13 protein-coding genes are annotated in these 16,639 nt (G+C 56.1%); 3 read left to right on the forward strand and 10 right to left on the reverse strand.

Features of this window, described 5'->3' with window-relative positions; genetic code table 11:
* Positions 1-13: 13 nt before the first annotated feature.
* The 8 genes from hemB to ACIP6T_RS21740 all read right to left on the reverse strand — a co-directional run bounded on the left by hemB (position 14) and on the right by ACIP6T_RS21740 (position 10,279).
* The gene (gene hemB, locus ACIP6T_RS21705; protein WP_345827885.1) at positions 14-991 is read right to left on the reverse strand and encodes a porphobilinogen synthase; all 978 of its coding nucleotides are present in this window, start codon (positions 989-991) and stop codon (positions 14-16) included.
* Between the two features lie 117 nt (positions 992-1,108).
* A complete protein-coding gene (proP, locus tag ACIP6T_RS21710) occupies positions 1,109-2,614 on the reverse strand; it encodes a glycine betaine/L-proline transporter ProP (RefSeq protein WP_097095755.1) in 1,506 nt (501 codons plus the stop codon).
* A gap of 333 nt (positions 2,615-2,947) precedes the next feature.
* Entirely contained in the window at positions 2,948-3,907 is a 960-nt protein-coding gene (locus tag ACIP6T_RS21715; RefSeq protein WP_400458859.1) for a D-2-hydroxyacid dehydrogenase family protein, read from the reverse strand.
* Positions 3,882-5,486: an EAL domain-containing protein gene (locus ACIP6T_RS21720; RefSeq protein WP_400458861.1), complete on the reverse strand. Its 1,605-nt coding sequence runs from the start codon at positions 5,484-5,486 to the stop codon at positions 3,882-3,884. The genes ACIP6T_RS21715 and ACIP6T_RS21720 overlap by 26 nt, the downstream gene beginning before the upstream one ends.
* Positions 5,487-5,737: 251 nt before the next feature.
* On the reverse strand, positions 5,738-6,784 hold the full coding sequence (locus ACIP6T_RS21725) for an AI-2E family transporter (protein ID WP_345827892.1): 1,047 nt from the start codon (positions 6,782-6,784) through the stop codon (positions 5,738-5,740).
* 164 nt (positions 6,785-6,948) lie between these two features.
* A complete protein-coding gene (locus ACIP6T_RS21730) occupies positions 6,949-8,598 on the reverse strand; it encodes an ABC transporter permease (protein ID WP_400458863.1) in 1,650 nt (549 codons plus the stop codon).
* A 3-nt stretch (positions 8,599-8,601) separates the two neighbouring features.
* Positions 8,602-9,588 (reverse strand): extracellular solute-binding protein, encoded by a 987-nt coding sequence (locus ACIP6T_RS21735; RefSeq protein ID WP_176519146.1) that lies wholly within the window; start codon positions 9,586-9,588, stop codon positions 8,602-8,604.
* On the reverse strand, positions 9,566-10,279 hold the full coding sequence (locus ACIP6T_RS21740; RefSeq protein ID WP_400458866.1) for an ABC transporter ATP-binding protein: 714 nt from the start codon (positions 10,277-10,279) through the stop codon (positions 9,566-9,568). Before ACIP6T_RS21740 ends, ACIP6T_RS21735 begins: the two co-directional genes overlap by 23 nt.
* A 228-nt stretch (positions 10,280-10,507) precedes the next feature.
* Here ACIP6T_RS21740 and ACIP6T_RS21745 point away from each other — a divergent pair, with 228 nt between their 5' ends.
* Positions 10,508-11,731 (forward strand): MFS transporter, encoded by a 1,224-nt coding sequence (locus tag ACIP6T_RS21745; protein WP_400458868.1) that lies wholly within the window; start codon positions 10,508-10,510, stop codon positions 11,729-11,731.
* 151 nt (positions 11,732-11,882) lie between these two features.
* On the opposite strand, the gene ACIP6T_RS21750 is transcribed toward ACIP6T_RS21745, so the two are convergent.
* Positions 11,883-12,698, reverse strand: coding sequence for a TIM barrel protein (locus ACIP6T_RS21750; RefSeq protein WP_400458870.1), 816 nt, complete (start codon positions 12,696-12,698; stop codon positions 11,883-11,885).
* 424 nt (positions 12,699-13,122) lie between these two features.
* Between ACIP6T_RS21750 and ACIP6T_RS21755 the strand changes: the two genes are divergently transcribed.
* The gene (locus ACIP6T_RS21755; protein WP_097095762.1) at positions 13,123-14,628 is read left to right on the forward strand and encodes a CoA-acylating methylmalonate-semialdehyde dehydrogenase; all 1,506 of its coding nucleotides are present in this window, start codon (positions 13,123-13,125) and stop codon (positions 14,626-14,628) included.
* A 24-nt stretch (positions 14,629-14,652) separates the two neighbouring features.
* Complete coding sequence (iolB, locus tag ACIP6T_RS21760; RefSeq protein ID WP_400458872.1) at positions 14,653-15,468, forward strand: 5-deoxy-glucuronate isomerase; 816 nt, start codon at positions 14,653-14,655, stop codon at positions 15,466-15,468.
* Between the two features lie 93 nt (positions 15,469-15,561).
* Here the strand turns inward: iolB and ACIP6T_RS21765 are convergent, their stop codons facing one another.
* Entirely contained in the window at positions 15,562-16,407 is an 846-nt protein-coding gene (locus ACIP6T_RS21765; RefSeq protein ID WP_097095764.1) for a MurR/RpiR family transcriptional regulator, read from the reverse strand.
* Positions 16,408-16,639: the final 232 nt, after the last annotated feature.

The following is a 16,639-nucleotide window of genomic DNA, read 5'->3' on the forward strand; positions in this document are numbered from 1 at the left end:
GGCGTAACGATTATCAGAGCACTTTTTGCTCGGCGAGATCAAGGGCAAAGTAGCTGAATATGAGATCGGCACCGGCACGTTTAATCGCGCCAAGGCTCTCAAGCACCACATTGCGTTCGTCGATGGCACCGGCCTGCGCCGCGAATTTGATCATCGCGTACTCACCGCTTACCTGGTACGCCGCCAGCGGCAGCGTGGTGCGCTCGCGGATATCACGCAGGATATCAAGGTAGGCTCCGGCCGGTTTGACCATCAGGGAATCAGCGCCTTCCGCTTCATCAATCAACGACTCGCGAATCGCTTCGCGGCGGTTCATCGGGTTCATCTGGTAAGTCTTACGATCGCCTTTCAGCGCCGTGCCTGCCGCTTCACGGAACGGGCCGTAGAAGGAGGAAGCGAACTTAGTGGAGTAAGACATGATCGCGGTATCGGTGAAACCCGCGGCGTCCAGCGCCTGACGGATCGCTTTTACCTGGCCATCCATTGCGGCAGAAGGGGCGATAAAGTCGGCACCGGCATGCGCGGCGACCACCGCTTGCTTACCGAGGTTGATCAGCGTTTGGTCGTTATCGACGCCGTGATCGCACAGCACGCCGCAGTGGCCATGGCTGGTGTACTCGCAGAAGCAGGTGTCGGACATCACGATCATTTCCGGCACGGTGTCTTTGCAGATACGCGACATACGCGCCACCAGGCCGTTCTCATTCCATGCGTCGCTGCCGGTGGCATCGGTATGGTGTGAAATGCCGAAGGTCATCACGGAGCGGATGCCCGCTTTAGCAATACGTTCGATCTCATACGCCAAACGTTTTTCTGGAATACGCATCACGCCCGGCATGGCGTTAATCGGCACGTAGTCATCTACGCCTTCTTCGACGAAGATCGGCAGCGCCAGATCGTTCAGGCTCAGGTGAGATTCCTGGAACATTTCACGCATTGAGGCGCTTTTACGCAGCCTTCTTGGGCGCTGGATAAGGTTAAATTCAGACATGCTCTACAACTTATGCAGGTTAAAAAAGTGGCGATAGTTTACCCCTTTTCGTGGCTGCGGATGAAGGATTGTGTGCGGAAACGAAAACTCCCGCCGGGCGGCGGGAGTGGGGGAAGATTACTCGTTGATGTCCGGATGCTGCTGCACCAGGTTTTTTCGTTTCGCCTCAAGTTTGGCGATCTCGTCATCAATATCTTCGATTTTCTGCTCGATGTTGTCGTGATGCTCCTGCAGGATTTCACGCGCCTCTGCCATGTCGGAAGCCGCCGGTGTTGCGCCGCGCAGCGGCTTGTTGGCGGTCTCTTTCATGTAGATACCGGTGATTAAACCAATCACTGCCACGACCATCAGGTAGTAAGCCGGCATATACAGATTATTGGTGGCTTCCACCAGATAGGCGGTCAGCGTTGGCGTCAAACCGGCCACCAGTACCGAAATGTTAAACGCGCTCGCCAGCGCACTGTAGCGGATGTGCGTTGGGAACATTGCGGGCAGCGAAGAAGCCATCACACCGGTAAAGGCGTTGAGGATCACCGCCATCAGCAGCAGACCAGCAAAAATCAGGCCCAGCACGCCGCTATTGATCAACATAAAGGCCGGAATCGCGAAGATGAACAGCGCGATGCTGCCGATGATCACAAACGGACGACGACCGAAACGGTCACTCAGCATCCCCATTACCGGCTGCACAAACAGCATACCCATCATGATGGCGATGATAATCAGCACACCGTGATCTTCCGAGTAGTGCAGGTTATGCGACAGGTAGCTAGGCATGTAGGTCAGCAGCATGTAGTAGGTCACGTTGGTGGCGATCACCAGACCGATACAGGCCAGCAGGCTTTTCCAGTGTTTGGTCGCAATCTCTTTGAAAGAGACTTTCGGGCCGTCGCGCAGACCTTCGCGGTCACCCTGTTCCAGGTTATCAACGTGCTGCTGGAACGCCGGGGTTTCTTCCAGCGCATGACGCAGGTACAAGCCGATAATACCGAGCGGCAGCGCCAGGAAGAACGGCAGGCGCCAGCCCCATTCGAGGAACTTCTCTTCACCAATGATGGTGGAGATCAGGACGACGACACCCGCGCCCAGCACAAAGCCCGCGATGGAGCCGAAATCGAGCCAGCTACCCATAAAGCCGCGCTTACGGTCCGGCGAGTATTCCGCGACGAAGATCGATGCGCCGGTATATTCACCGCCGACCGAAAAGCCCTGGGCCATTTTCGCCAGCAGCAGCAGCACCGGTGCCCAAATGCCGATAGAGGCATAGGACGGTATCAGGCCGATACAGAAGGTACTGATCGACATGATGACAATGGTTATGGAAAGGATTTTTTGGCGACCGTATTTGTCACCCAACATACCGAAGAACAGGCCGCCCAGTGGACGAATCAGGAACGGTACCGAGAAGGTTGCCAGTGCGGCAATCATCTGAATACCTGGTGTGGCATCCGGGAAAAAGACTTTACCCAGTGCGTAAGCTACAAAGCCATAAACACCAAAATCAAACCACTCCATCGCGTTGCCCAGAGACGCGGCGGTAATAGCTTTACGTAAACGGGCGTCGTCGATAATCGTGACGTCATCCAGCCCAATAGGTTTTACACGCTTCCTACGTAGTTTCATGAGGTTACCCTGTATTGGAATTCGAAAAATCCTCAACGCTGCGGACTCAATTAAAGCGAACAGTCCGCGGCGTTGAGAAAATTAAAGCATAGCCGTGAAAAAGCGTTTTCCCCTGGCCTGCCGCAGCAATTATTAGGGAGGTAATGATTGCCAACCGCGACAGAGTATACCGATTTTGTGTGATATTTGTCATGTTTCCGCCATTAACTGTCTATTTTTTAGCTAATGCTGTGGTGTATCTGCTGAATAAACGCGCAAGTAAAGCCACCAAAACCGCCCAATGCGTACGGCTAAAAAAGATCATTAATAGAGGGATTAACTAGCGACTGGCGATCAAAGCAGTGAACGCAGCGGCGCGGCCGTCAACCATCCCTGAATATCTTCTACCGCCTGGGTAAAGTAGGTCTGGTAATTGCTGTCAGCTACATAGCCGAGATGCGGGGTTGCCAGCACGTTGGACAAGTGGCGCAAAGGATGATCCGCAGGGAGCGGTTCCTGTTCAAACACATCCAATCCCGCACCCGCCAGCTGACCCGACTGCAACGCACTGATCATCGCCTGTTGATCGACAATGCCGGCACGCGACGTGTTAATCAGCAGCGCGCCAGGCTTCATCTGCGCCAGCGCATCGGCATCAATCAGATGGCGCGAGCGATCGCTAAGCACCAGATGAATCGACACCACATCACTTTTAGTGAGCAGCGCCGTCAGCGACGGGATGGGTTCTGCACCACACTCGGCAGCGCGTTCCGCGGTTAAATTCTGGCTCCACGCACAAACGTGCATGCCAAATGCCTGCGCGACCCTGGCCATCTCGCCGCCAATTTTGCCAAGTCCGACCAAGCCCAGCGTTTTGCCCTGCAGGCTGATGCCTAAGGTGTGTTGCCACGCACCGTTACTGCGCAGCGTCTGATTCTCAGGCACGATATGGCGCGCCAGGCCGAGCAACAATCCCCAGCTGAGCTCCATGGGCGCGGCGCTGCTGCTGGCGGTACCGCACACGGCGATATAACGCTCGGCGCAGGCGTCTAAATCGATTGCGGCGTTACGCATGCCGGAAGTGACCACCAGTTTCAGATTGGGCAGGCGGCCAATCAGCTCGGCGCTCAGCGGCGTGCGCTCACGCATTATTACCAAAATATCTGCATGGGCGATGTGCTTAACCAAGTCATCCTGGTCGGCGTAATGTTCAGAAAGGGAAGTGGTGTAAACCAGTGGTTCAAGCGAGGCCCAATCGGCAAGCGTTAGGGCGACGTTCTGATAATCATCAAGAATGATGCAGTTCAGGCTCATGGTGTTCCTCAACAAGAAGCGGTTTGTGCCCTTGCTCGCTGAGCCAGGCACGCAGCTGGTCATTATCCATCGGACGGGCATAATAATAGCCCTGAATAAATATCACGCCACGCTGCTGCAGATACGCAAATTGCGTCGCGGTTTCTACACCCTCGCCAAGCACATCCAGTTCCAGCTTATGGCATAGGTTGATAATCGCATCCAGCACCGGCGTCTCAACGTCTAACCCCTCAATGGCATTGATAAAGCCGCGATCGATTTTCAAATAATCCAGCGGGAAGGTGAGCAGATAGGTCAATGAACAGTGGCCGGTACCGAAATCGTCGATCGCCACCTTCATACCCTGCGCCCGTAAATGACGCAGTTTGCGTGCCACCATTTCACCGTCTTCAATCAGGCTGCGTTCGGTCAGCTCCAGCGTAATGCATAGCTGTTTATGTTTGATGCGCGCCGCAAACTGCTCAATATCAGCGATAAAGTCTGGATGCTGCAAATGTTCAGCGGCCAGATTTAGCCCAATATGGAAGCCGGCATCCACCTGCCAGCTCTGAATATCTTCCGCCATCAGATCCAGCAGGTGCTGCGTCAACGGCACAATCATCCCTTCGGCTTCGGCGGCGCTGATAAAAATATCGGGGCGAATCATCTCACCGTTCGGCAGCTGCCAACGCAACAGCGCCTCCGCACCGGCACATGCCTGAAATTTATTGCTGTAAACCGGTTGATAATGCACCGAAAACTGGCGGCCACGAATGGCACGGCGAATCTCGTCACGCCATGAAATACGCCGACGCAGCCAGTTGGCCGTCAGGATCATCAGCAGAATCGAGAAAATTGCCGCCATGGGCAGGAAGATAAACAGCGCCTGGCGCCAGGCTTTAAGCAGCTCGGAAGCGGGCACCGTAACGTTGACGCTGATGGGATAGCGGCTGGATTCGGTCTGATAAGATTCGCTTTTCAGATACAACTCGGGGGACGTGTCGCTGGGCCCGCTGCCGATCACCGCGCCGCCGCTAAATTGCAGGCTCATTTGATAACCCCGCGATTCACCGATAGCGTGCATGAAATCCATCAAATACTGGCCGTCAATCACCGCCCAAAAACCGCTGGTATCAGGAAGCTGCCGCACAAAAACCACGGCGGGACGCGTGGGCACACCCACCGTGCCGCGCACCGAAACGCTCCACCAGGCTTTGCCGGTAATCGGCGGCGGCTGCATCATCATTTCGGCCAGCGTGCCGTGGGCCAGACCGAACGCGGATGAACAGCTGATGTCGTCGCCATTCAGCATGCCGATGGAGCGAAAATAGGGGTTGAGCGTACCGGCGCGCTGCAGCTTATCCTGAATCTGTGCGCAGGGCTGATTGTGGTACTGGCGCAGCTCGGTGATCATATCCCAGGCGTTGTCGCTCATCTTTTCAGCCTGCGTCAACAAGGTGTTGGCCGTTGAAATCTGCTGCTGACTGACCGTGTGGCGCGCTTCGATTGCGGTGCAAAGGATGCCGAGCACCAGCGGTAATAACCCGGCGCAGACAATTAATAGCCAGCCAAAATCGCGATGTCGTTTTTGCGGAAGCACCAGACATTCCTCGGTCGGTTAAAGCAGTTAAAAGCAGGCAAACAGCGGCGTCAGCAGCATACCACTTTCATCGGGCGCTGCATGTTAGCGATTTAAGAATTAACCGATCTGATACAGGTCAATGATCAATCCCGCTTTGCGTTTAATGATCATCTTTTGCCGCTGTTGGCATGTCCCAGCGGCAAAATCGCTATACCTCGATGTTAGGCAAGCATATTGACCTGAAAATGAGGAATGAAAATGTGCAGCGGTTATCGCGCCCGCGATCCCGGCCGGCCGTTGCCCAGCATAATCGCCAACCGGCTGCCGCCCGGCGTGGTTTCCATCAAAATTTTGGTCACGCTGGTGAGCGGCACCGACAGCAACATGCCCACCGGGCCCAGCAGCCAGCCCCAGAAAATCAACGACAGAAATACCACCAATGTCGACAGTCCCAGTCCACGCCCCATCAGTCGCGGCTCCAGCATATTGCCGAATACCATATGAATGGCGCTAAATAGCGCGGCCACCAGCATGGCGTCATAAATATTATTCAGCACCAGCGCCTGAATAAACGGCGGGATACCCGCGATGATGGGCCCAATATTAGGGATAAAATTAAGGATGAAGGCTACCACGCCCCAGAACAGCGCGAACTTCACGCCGAGCAGCAGCAGCGACAGCCAAACGGCGACGCCAGTTATCAAGCTCACCAGGGTTTTCAGCGCCAGGTAGTGCGTCACGCCTTTCAGCGCGCGGTGCAAACCGGCAATGCGGATCTGCGGATTGACCATCGCATTACGCATTTTGTACGGCAGATGGCGCACTTCAAACAGCATAAACACCACGGTAAGAATCAGCAGCAGCACGTTGGTCATTGCGCCGGAGAGCTGAGTGAGTAGCGTGGTGGCCATGTTCATAATGACGTTGGGGTCGAGACGCGCGGCAAGCGCATCGGTGGAAATATTGATGTGAAAACGCCCGGCGAAGTGCTGAACCACCGCGAGCTTCTGTTCGAGCAGGGTGCGGATTTGCGGGTAGGTATCACTGAAGTCGCTGGCTGAGCTGGCGAGCACCGCCACCAACAGCAGCAGCACGATGAAAATCACCGTGATCACCAGCGTAATCGCCAGGCTGCGCTTTACGCCGCGCCGCATCAGCATCGTCACCAGCGGGTTGAGCACAATCGCTAAAAAGCTGGCCAGCAAGAAGGGCACCAGAATGTCCGAGGCGGCGCGAATGCCCGCCAGAATAATCACCAGCATCGCCAGTTTTACCAGGATGTTCTGGCCAATTTTTTCCTGTAGCAGGTTGTTCATGCTCTCTCCTGAGACATTTTTTCTCAGGAAAGTGTAGCTGATGAAAAATAACTCTCTGTATTTTAAGACAAACAGAAAAAAGGTTTCCAGGTGCGCATGAATGCGCACCCTACGAAATCCGCACCGTTTCATTGTAGGGTCGCCATTTATGGCGACCGCTATCATCAGCGACGCTGACGCTGCATCAGCGCGGTGGCGGCAAGCATCAGACTGAGGCTGGCGAGCAGCGTCAGCGTGGCCATCGCCATCCCTTGCCCGACCGAACCCTGCTCGAACTGACGCCAGATAAAGATCGCCACGGTTTGCGTGCCCGCCGGTGCCAGCAGCAGTGAGGTCACCAACTCGCGTGATGCTACGGCAAACACCATCATCATTGCCGCCAGCAGGCTGGGTGCCACCAGCGGTAATACGATCAGACGCAGCGCCTGCAGGCGTGATGCACCATGAACGCGGGCGGCAGGTTCCAGCGTCGGTGCCAGCTGGCGCAATGCGCTACTGACATAACGCACCGGCCACGGCAGCAGCAAACAGCTGTACGAAAGTAACAGAATCCCAAGGGTGTTATAGGGCGAAACCGGCCAAAACCCGCGATTCCACAGCAGAATCAATCCTACGCCGACCACCACGCCCGGCATTGCCGCAGGCAGCAGCGCCAGGCCATCCATCATGGCGAGCAGGCGAGTTTTGCCTTCCGATACGCGCCAGGCGATAAGAAAACCGATCGCGCCGGTCAACAATGCCGCTCCGAGCGCCAGTCCGATGCTGGTGGAGAAGGCTGCCAGCGCATCGCCCTGTTGGCTAAACAGCGCGCCAAAGTGACGCAGCGTCAGGTTATTGAGCTGTAATCCGCCGGAGAGAGTATTTAGCAGGCCGCTCAACGCCATAGCACCCAGCGGCAGCACCACCGCCAGCAGCAGCGTGAGCACAAACGGCAGCAGCAGCACTATCTGCCAGCGACCGGCATGCGCCAGCTCTTGGGTAACCGGCTTGCCGCTCACCGCCGTCACATCGCTACTGCCGGTGAGTTTGCGTTGTAGCAACCACGCTGCGAGCGCCACCACACTTAGCATCAGCGACAATAACGCTGCGCCGGGCAGATCGATCGGCCAGTCGGCAAGTTTGGTTTCAATCCCCACGGTCATCAGCGTCAGCTTTGCCTGCGCGCCGAGTGCCGCGGGCACGCCGTACTCTTCAATCGCCAGCGTAAACGCCAGCAGTACGCCGCCCGCCAGCGCCGGTAAGGTAAGCGGCAAGGTGATGTGCCAGAAACCGCGCCATGCCGATGCGCCATGCACGCGCGCCACCCAGGCGAGACGCTGTCCGCTGGCCATCAGCGAGCGTGACACCGCGAAATAGACCACCGGGAAGATGTTTAGCGTCATCACCAGAACCATGCCGCTGCTGCTAAACAGCAGGCTGGCGAAATTGATGCCGGTGAGTTGTTCGATATAGCCGTTGCGTTGCAGCGCCAGCGTCCATGACAGCGCCGCGATATAGGGCGGCGTGAGAAAGGGGATCAGAAACAGCAGATCCCACAGCGCCGCGCCCGGCAGACGGAACAGGCCGCGCACTGCGCCGAGCGGCAAACCCAGCAGCAAGCTGCACAGCGCTACGCCGCCGCCGATTTTCAGCGTGCCCAGCCACATGGATAACAGCTGTGGATCGTTCAGCAGTGTCGGTAACGTGCTGAAGGCGTCACGCCAGCTGCCTGCGCTGAAGTGTGGAAACAGCGCCTGCAGCACGATAAACAGCAGCGGCAGCGCCACCAACAGCAGCAACGCCAGCAGAATCAATCCGTTCAGGGCACGCGACATCGCTTACTGCCCGAACAGCGCGCCGAAGCGCTTCAGTACCGCCGCGCGCTCGCTGCTGCCGTTCTGCTGGGTGGGTAACAGCTTAATTTCGGTAAACAGCGGGCGCTGCGCTTTGATATCGGTGCGTGCCGGCATCAGCCAGGCTTTCGCTACCTGCTCCTGACCTGCATCTGAAAGGACGTAATCAATAAAGGCTTTGGCATCATTGGCGTGCTGGCTGCTTTTCAGGATCATCATCGGACGCGGCGCCACCACGGTGCCATTTTCCGGGAAGATCACTTTCACGCTCTCGCCCTGCGCAATGTTGTTATAGGTGACGTAATCGACCGCGCCAAACACCGCCGCCCTGGCGCCTTGCAGCACCGGCGTGACCGCCTGCGCGTTCGGGCCGCTCATTATCATGCCGTTGGCTTTCAGCTGGTCAAACAGCTGCCAGGCTTTTTCGCCTTCGCTGTTTTGCAGGCCAATCAGCAGATCGAGTGATGCGCCCGAGAGAGCCGGATCCGGCGTGGTGACTTTATCTTTAAAGGCGGGGGCGGTGAGATCCTGCCAGGTCTTCGGCTCTGGCGTATTGCTTTGCGTATTCCACACGATGCCCAGCGCGGAAATACCCTGCGCCACGTAATCAGCGGTTTTGAACTGCTCTGGCACCTTCGCCGCGTTGGCGCTGTTAAACGGCAGCAACCAGCCACGCTGCTGCAGATCTTCTGCGGTATCCCACGAAGCCGAGATCAGCACGTCGGCCTGCGGATTGGCCTGTTCAGCCTCCAGACGTGCCATCACTTTGCCGGTCGTGGCCTGGAAAATATTCACTTTAATACCGGTCTGTTTTTCAAATCCGGCGGCGAGACTTTTCGACAGCGAACCCGGACCGGCGGTATACACCGTCAGCGCCTGGGCATCGTTGATCATCATAGCGGAAGTCAACATCATCGCGCTGATGGCTCCTTTCTGGCTGATGGCTCGTTTAACTGATTTGAGAGATGGCATTGCGGTCCCCTGAGAGGTGAGTAACGGAAACAATCTGGCCCTGCGCCAGGTGAATGATGCGATCTGCCAGCGTGTTGGCTTCCTCGCGGTCGTGCGTAACGTAAACAGCGGTGATGCCCGCGGCGCGCAGCAAATCCGCCATGGTATGAACCAGGGTTTCGCGCAGGTCGCGGTCAAGGTTGGACAGCGGTTCGTCGAACAGCAAAATCGCCGGTTTCGCCACCAACGCGCGCGCCAGCGCCACGCGCTGCTGCTGGCCGCCGGAGAGCAGCGCCGGTTTACGATCGCCAAAATCAGCCAGACCAACCTGCGCCAGGGCGGCATCGGCCTGTTCACGAGCGGCAGCTTTGCTGATGCCGCGCATGCGCAGCGGGAAGGCAACGTTTTGTGCCACCGACATATGCGGCCACAGCGCGTAATCCTGGAACACCATGCCGAGGTTGCGCTTCTCTGGCGCATCGCAGTGATGTGCCGATGCGACGCAGCGTGCGCCAATCCACAGCTCGCCTTCTGTCGGTTGCAGCAAGCCCGCCAGCAGTTTTAGCAGCGTGCTTTTGCCACAGCCGCTTGGGCCGAGCAGCGCAAGGATTTCGCCGGCGGGAATGGTCAGAGAGAGATCGTGCAGAATAGTCAGGTTACCCACTGACCATCTGAGATTTTTCAGTTCAATAGGCAGCGCGGCATGCGTCATCGGCCACCTCCCTTGCGAGAGTGGGCGTCAGGCACGCGCGCCTGCGTAGAAATCAGGAGCGTCATCAGATTTTCATCCTCTTTGGGATTTGATGACGGCGAGTCTACGAGGGCGATATGACGAAATGATGACCATAAACCTGGGCATTCCACTGATGCGCAGCGCGGCAAAAGGCGTATAGTTATCCTTCTGTTATAAAAATTCCGTCACCCACGAGCGCAATTACTCATGCCTGACCTGCCCGCCGCCGCACCTGAACACGGCCGTTTTCGCCTTAACTTACTGATTCTCTCCATCGTGAAGTTCAACTTTGCCAGCTATCTCACCATCGGTTTGCCGCTGGCGGTGCTGCCGGGTTTTGTCCATGATGGGTTGGGTTATAACGCCTTTTGGGCGGGATTAGTGATTAGCCTGCAATACATCGCCACGCTGCTGAGTCGCCCACACGCCGGGCGCTATGCCGATGTGTGGGGACCGAAAAAGGTGGTGGTGATTGGGCTGGTGGGCTGCTTGCTGAGCGGTATCTGTATTCTTTTATCGGCGCTGAGCGATGGGCAGGGCGTGCTGAGTCTGGTGTTGCTGTGCCTCGGCCGCGTGATTTTAGGCGTGGGTCAAAGTTTTTCTGGTACCGGAACTTCGCTGTGGGGCGTGGCGCGCGTCGGCTCGCTGCATATCGGCCGGGTGATTTCCTGGAACGGTATCGTCACTTATGGGGCGATGGCGATTGGTGCGCCGCTCGGCGTCGTGATCTTCCGTAGCGGCGGTTTACTGCTGCTCTCCAGCATCATCATCGCTATTTGTCTGTTAGCCATTGCGCTGGCATTGCCGCGAGCAGCGGTGAAAGGCAGCAAAGCCAAGCCGCTGCCGTTTCGTGATGTGCTGAGCAAGGTGTACGGTTTTGGTCTGATTCTGGCGATGGGCTCTGCCGGATTCGGCGTTATCGCCACTTTTATCACGCTGTTTTATCAGGATAAAGGCTGGGGCGGGGCGGCTTTCGCGCTGACCATGTTCAGTGCCGCGTTCGTCGGTACGCGCCTGCTGTTTCCCAACGCCATCAATAAACTGGGCGGGCTGCGCGTGGCGAGTATCTGCTTTGCGGTGGAGGCGATTGGCCTGTTTCTGGTGGCCGGTTCGTTTGATCCGTGGATGGCGAAGACGGGGGCATTCCTTACTGGCGCCGGTTTTTCTCTGGTGTTCCCGGCAATTGGCGTGGTGGCGGTGAAAGTGGTACCGCAGCAGAATCAGGGCAGCGCGCTCGCCACCTATACCGCGTTTATGGATTTGTCCCTCGGCATCACCGGCCCGATTGCCGGTTTCATCATGAGCTATGCCGGCGTGTCGTTGGTCTATTTTCTTACCGCGCTGCTGGTGTGTTTAGCGCTGTTTTGCACGCTGCGCATGATCAAAAGAATGCCGGAAACCGCCGCAGCAGAGATCAAAGAGAATGCGTAGTTGGCGGTCGCCATAAATGACGACCCTACAAAACCCGTAGGGTGCGCATTCATGCGCACCGGGACTTTCAGATGTATGTGGGATAAAAAAAGGGCCTCCGACCGAGGCCAACACTAGCAAAAGTGTCTAAGAGACACAGATAAGGGTTCGTTTAGGCTTGCAGCAATTCGATGCTGTGGCGTATCTGGCGTTCAATCTCTGCGGTGTCCCACTTCTCCAGCGTCGATGAAAACGGCTCAAACGCGTAGAGTCCTTTGTAGCCAAGTATCTCCAGACGTTTTACCTGCGCCACGCTGTTCAGCACATCACGGTCGCTGAGCATAATGCGCTCTTCATCGGTTAACTGCGCGGTCGGTCGGGTATCTTCCACGCCAGACAAGTGCACAAGGCCAATATGGTTAACATTGATCTCCTGCGGGAACTCATTCTCCGCGTTTTCATACAGGTGATGATGGAAGGTATCGAGCAGCACCTTAAACGGGACTTTGGCTTGCTGAATCAACGTCTGTACTTGCACCGCTGAACGCAGCGAACTCACCGGGAAGCCCAGCGGTTCCACTAATCCCTGAATGCCGTATTTTTCAAAGCGCGGTGCGAGCACCTGCAGCGCTTCAAGCGTCTGCTGCGGCGATATCTCAATCCCTTCATTCAGCGGACACATCACCAGCGCTTTTGCGCCAATAGCTTGCGCTTCCTGAAGTAGCGCTTCGGCTTTTGCCAGCAGCGCATCATCGGCACGGTTAAACGGGTAGAGCGCATTAATCGTGACGATCTCAATCTGATACTTATCCGCCAGCGCCCGCAGCGCTGCCGCGCTAAGATCATCGGTCACCTTACCGCTCGGCATGTCATTACGTAGCTCAACCTTATTCAATCCTAAACGCTGTACCAGCTGAAAGAAGGCTTCCAGCGAAAGCGTGGGGGCAATTTTACGGTTAATACAGAAACGGGTTGGATCGATGGCCATTTGCGGCTCCTGTAGGGTGATGCAGATAATATGCAGCAAAGAAAACATTTATTTCATTATTATTGAATTATGAAATATCAGATATTGGATCTGTCTCGCAAAAATTTCATATTTCGTTTCGCGTTGTATGTTGTGACTGGATTTGTGGCACAAATTCTGTCCACTCAGCGGCTTAGTGTGCCGCGTTTTCAGCCGCGGAAAAATGCCGGTACGTCAGCGCTGCAGGCTGGTTTACAGCCGCTTGAAAACCGCCAGCGAAAAAATGCGATCCATGCCGCTAAAAGGAAATTTTCCAAAAAGAAGTATTTGAAAAATTTATTTCATTGCTATAGCTTCATAGCACGCTTTAAGTATTGCCTGCTCACGCAGCGTTGCGGTTTGAACCGGCTGTCTGCAGGGAACTTCACATCTAAGAGGCAACGACATGACTATCGTAGGAAACTTTATCGGCGGAAAAATTACCCATAGCGCCAGCAATGAAACCATTCCCGTGTACGATCCGGCGACCGGCAAAGTGGTGCGCGAACTGACGCAGAGCACCGCTGCGGAAGTGGAAAAAGCGATTGAAGTCGCCCATGCTGCATTCCCGGAATGGTCGAAAACCGCGCCGCTGCGTCGTGCCCGTGTGATGTTCAACTTCAAAGCCCTGATGGAAAAACACCGCGATGAGCTGGCGGCACTGATTGTTTCTGAGCACGGTAAAGTGTGGTCAGATGCGCTGGGTGAGTTGACGCGTGGTATTGAAGTGATCGAGTTTGCCTGCGGTATTCCGCATCTGATTAAAGGTGAAAACTCACCCAGCGTGGGCACCGGCGTTGATAGCTACTCGCTGATGCAACCCGTGGGCGTGGTGGCGGGTATCACGCCATTCAACTTCCCGGCGATGGTGCCACTGTGGATGTTCCCCATCGCGCTGGCGTGCGGCAACACCTTCATCCTCAAGCCACCGGCGCTGGATCCCTCGGCCTCGGTGCGTATGGCCGAACTGCTGAAAGAAGCGGGCCTGCCTGATGGTGTGTTCAACGTGGTGCACTCGTCTAACGAAGATGCCGAGCAGTTGTATAAAGACCCGCGCATCGCGGCAGTCAGCTTCGTCGGTTCTTCCGGCGTGGCTGAGCATATCTACAAAACCGCCAGCGCCCACGGTAAACGTGTTCAGGCATTCGGCGCGGCAAAAAACCACGCTATCGTGATGCCAGATGCCGATCTTGATGCCACCGTGAACGCCATTATGGGCGGCGCGTTTGGCTCTGCTGGTGAACGCTGCATGGCGCTGCCGGTGGTGGTGGCGGTGGGCGACGATACGGCTGACAAACTGATTGCACGCCTGACGCCGCTGATTAAAGCGCTGCGCATCGGCCCGGGAATTCAGAAAGGTGCCGAAGAGAATGAAATGGGGCCGGTGGTTTCTGCCGCGCACCAGAAGAAAGTGCTGGGCTATATCGATAAAGGCGAGCAGGAAGGCGCGAAGCTGGTGGTTGATGGTCGCGGTGTTGAGGTAGCAGGTCACGCTGAAGGTTACTACGTGGGCGGCACCCTGTTTGATAACGTGACTTCAGACATGACCATCTGGCGCGAAGAGATCTTCGGGCCGGTATTAAGCATCATGCGTTCTACAGATTTCGATAGCGCGCTGCAGCTGGTTAACAGCCATGAGTTTGGCAACGGTAGCGCCATCTTTACCAGCAACGGTCACACCGCGCGCGAATTCGTACAGAACGTGGAAGCGGGCATGGTGGGCGTTAACGTACCGGTTCCGGTACCGATGGCGTTCCACAGCTTCGGCGGCTGGAAGCGTTCGGTGTTTGGTGCGCTGAACGTGCATGGTCCAGACGGCGTGCGTTTCTACACGCGCATGAAAACCGCCACCGTGCGTTGGCCGAGCGGCCAGCAAACCGTCTCTGAGTTCAGCATGCCGACGCTGGGCTAATCTCGCTCAACCAGGAGGAACAGGATGTCTCTGATTTCGAAAGCGCAAAAACCCGACAGCAACGGTCGTATTCAGCATGTCACGCCTGAGAGCGCGGGCTGGGAATACGTAGGCTTTGATGCCTACCTGCTGAAAAAAGGGCAGCGCCTGACGCTGAGCAGCGGTGATAAAGAGCTGTGTCTGGTGCTGGTGGCGGGCTTTGCATCGGTAAAAACCCGCCATGCGGAGTTCCCACATCTCGGTAAGCGTCTGTCGCCGTTTGAGCGCATTCCGCCGTACTCGGTGTATGTGCCGCATAACGATGAAGTGGAAGTGTATGCGGACAGCGATCTGGAGCTGGCGGTGTGTAATGCACCAGGCGGCGGTAATCTGCCGGCGCGCCTGATTGCCCCGGAAGATGTGGGTGTTGAGCAGCGTGGTAAAGGCCGCAACCAGCGTCTGGTGCACAACATTTTGCCGGATAACAAAGAAGCCGACAGCCTGCTGGTGGTGGAAGTGTATACCGACGAAGGCGCGACCAGTTCGTACCCTAGCCACAAGCACGACCAGAAAAATAGCCCTGACGAAACCTATCTGGAAGAAACCTATTATCACCGTTTCGATCCTGAGCCAGGTTTCGCCATGCAGCGTGTTTATACCGACGACCGTTCGCTCGACGAGTGCATGGCGCCGTATAACCGTGATGTGGTGACGGTGCCGCGCGGCTATCATCCGGTGGCGACCATTGCCGGTTACGATAATTACTATCTCAACGTGATGGCGGGGCCAAAACGGTTGTGGAAATTTACCTGGGAGAAAGATCATGCCTGGGTGAATAGCGATAAGTATCCGCGTTCGTAGGGAGCGCATTTATGCGCACCAACGTTAAAAGGGCAGCCACATGGCTGCCCTTTTTGTTGGCTGGTCGCCATCAATGGCGACCCTACGAAGAGATTATTCGTTAATAACGTTGTTATTCAGCGCTAACGATACGGCGAGCGTCTGCGCCAGACACAGCGATGCCACCTGTGAACGGAAGCCATCCACCTGCGCCTCACGCACCACAAAGCACACATCGCTGAAGGCGGCCAGCGGGCTGACCTGGCTGTCGGTGATGGCGATCAGATGCGCGCCACGCTTGGCACCCAGCTCAACCAACTCCACCGCTTCACGCGCGTAAGGCGAATAGCTGATGGCAATCACCACGTCTTTGGGATTCACCATACTGAGCTGCTCGGTAAACATGCCGCCAAGGCCATCGATCAGGAACGCACGACGCTCCAGATGGCGCAGCGCGTACACCAGATAAGAAGCCACGCTGAACGAGCGGCGCAGGCCGATAATGTAGATGTTCTCCGCTTCATCGAGCATTTTCACCGCGCGGTTGAGCTGGTCCGGATTCACCTGCATCGCCAGCTGTTGCAGCGCCTGACTGTTCACCATGGTAAAGACGTTGAGAATTTCAGCCGGGCTCTCGGGTGAGCTGGCGCTGTCGTCGGTGGCGGTTTGGCGGAACAGACGTGCACGCTCGGTATAGTTAACCGTTTCTTCCATCAGATGCTGGCGGAAAACCTGTTTCATTTCGTTGAAGCCGCTGAAGCCAAAAGCATTGGCAAAGCGGATCAGCGTGGAGGGGGGCACATCAGCATGCTGCGCAATGGAGGCAACGGTATCAAACGCAATGCTGTTGCTGTTATCAAGGATATAACGAGCCACCTGCTTCAGGCGTTTACTCAGCGTCTCATAGCGACGACGGATATCGTCCTGTAACAGGGTAAGTTGTGTTGGATTATTGGTCATTACTTCGGCCCGCTAAAAAAGAAAAATATGGCTGGATAATGAGCGCTATAGTACCAGATGGATGGAAAATTTCATTCGTTTGACATCTACGTGACGCTTATTTCATCGGTTTATGAAATGCCTCACAGAATGTGCATGTTTTCCCCTCACCCTAACCCTCTCCCGCAAGCGGGCGAGGGAACCTATCGAGTGAAAGTTGAGGAATGCATTCGGTCCGCAAAATCGCAGAGGA

Origin of the sequence: Pantoea sp. NPDC088449 (assembly GCF_044753225.1) — a bacterium.
Lineage (GTDB): Bacteria > Pseudomonadota > Gammaproteobacteria > Enterobacterales > Enterobacteriaceae > Pantoea > Pantoea floridensis.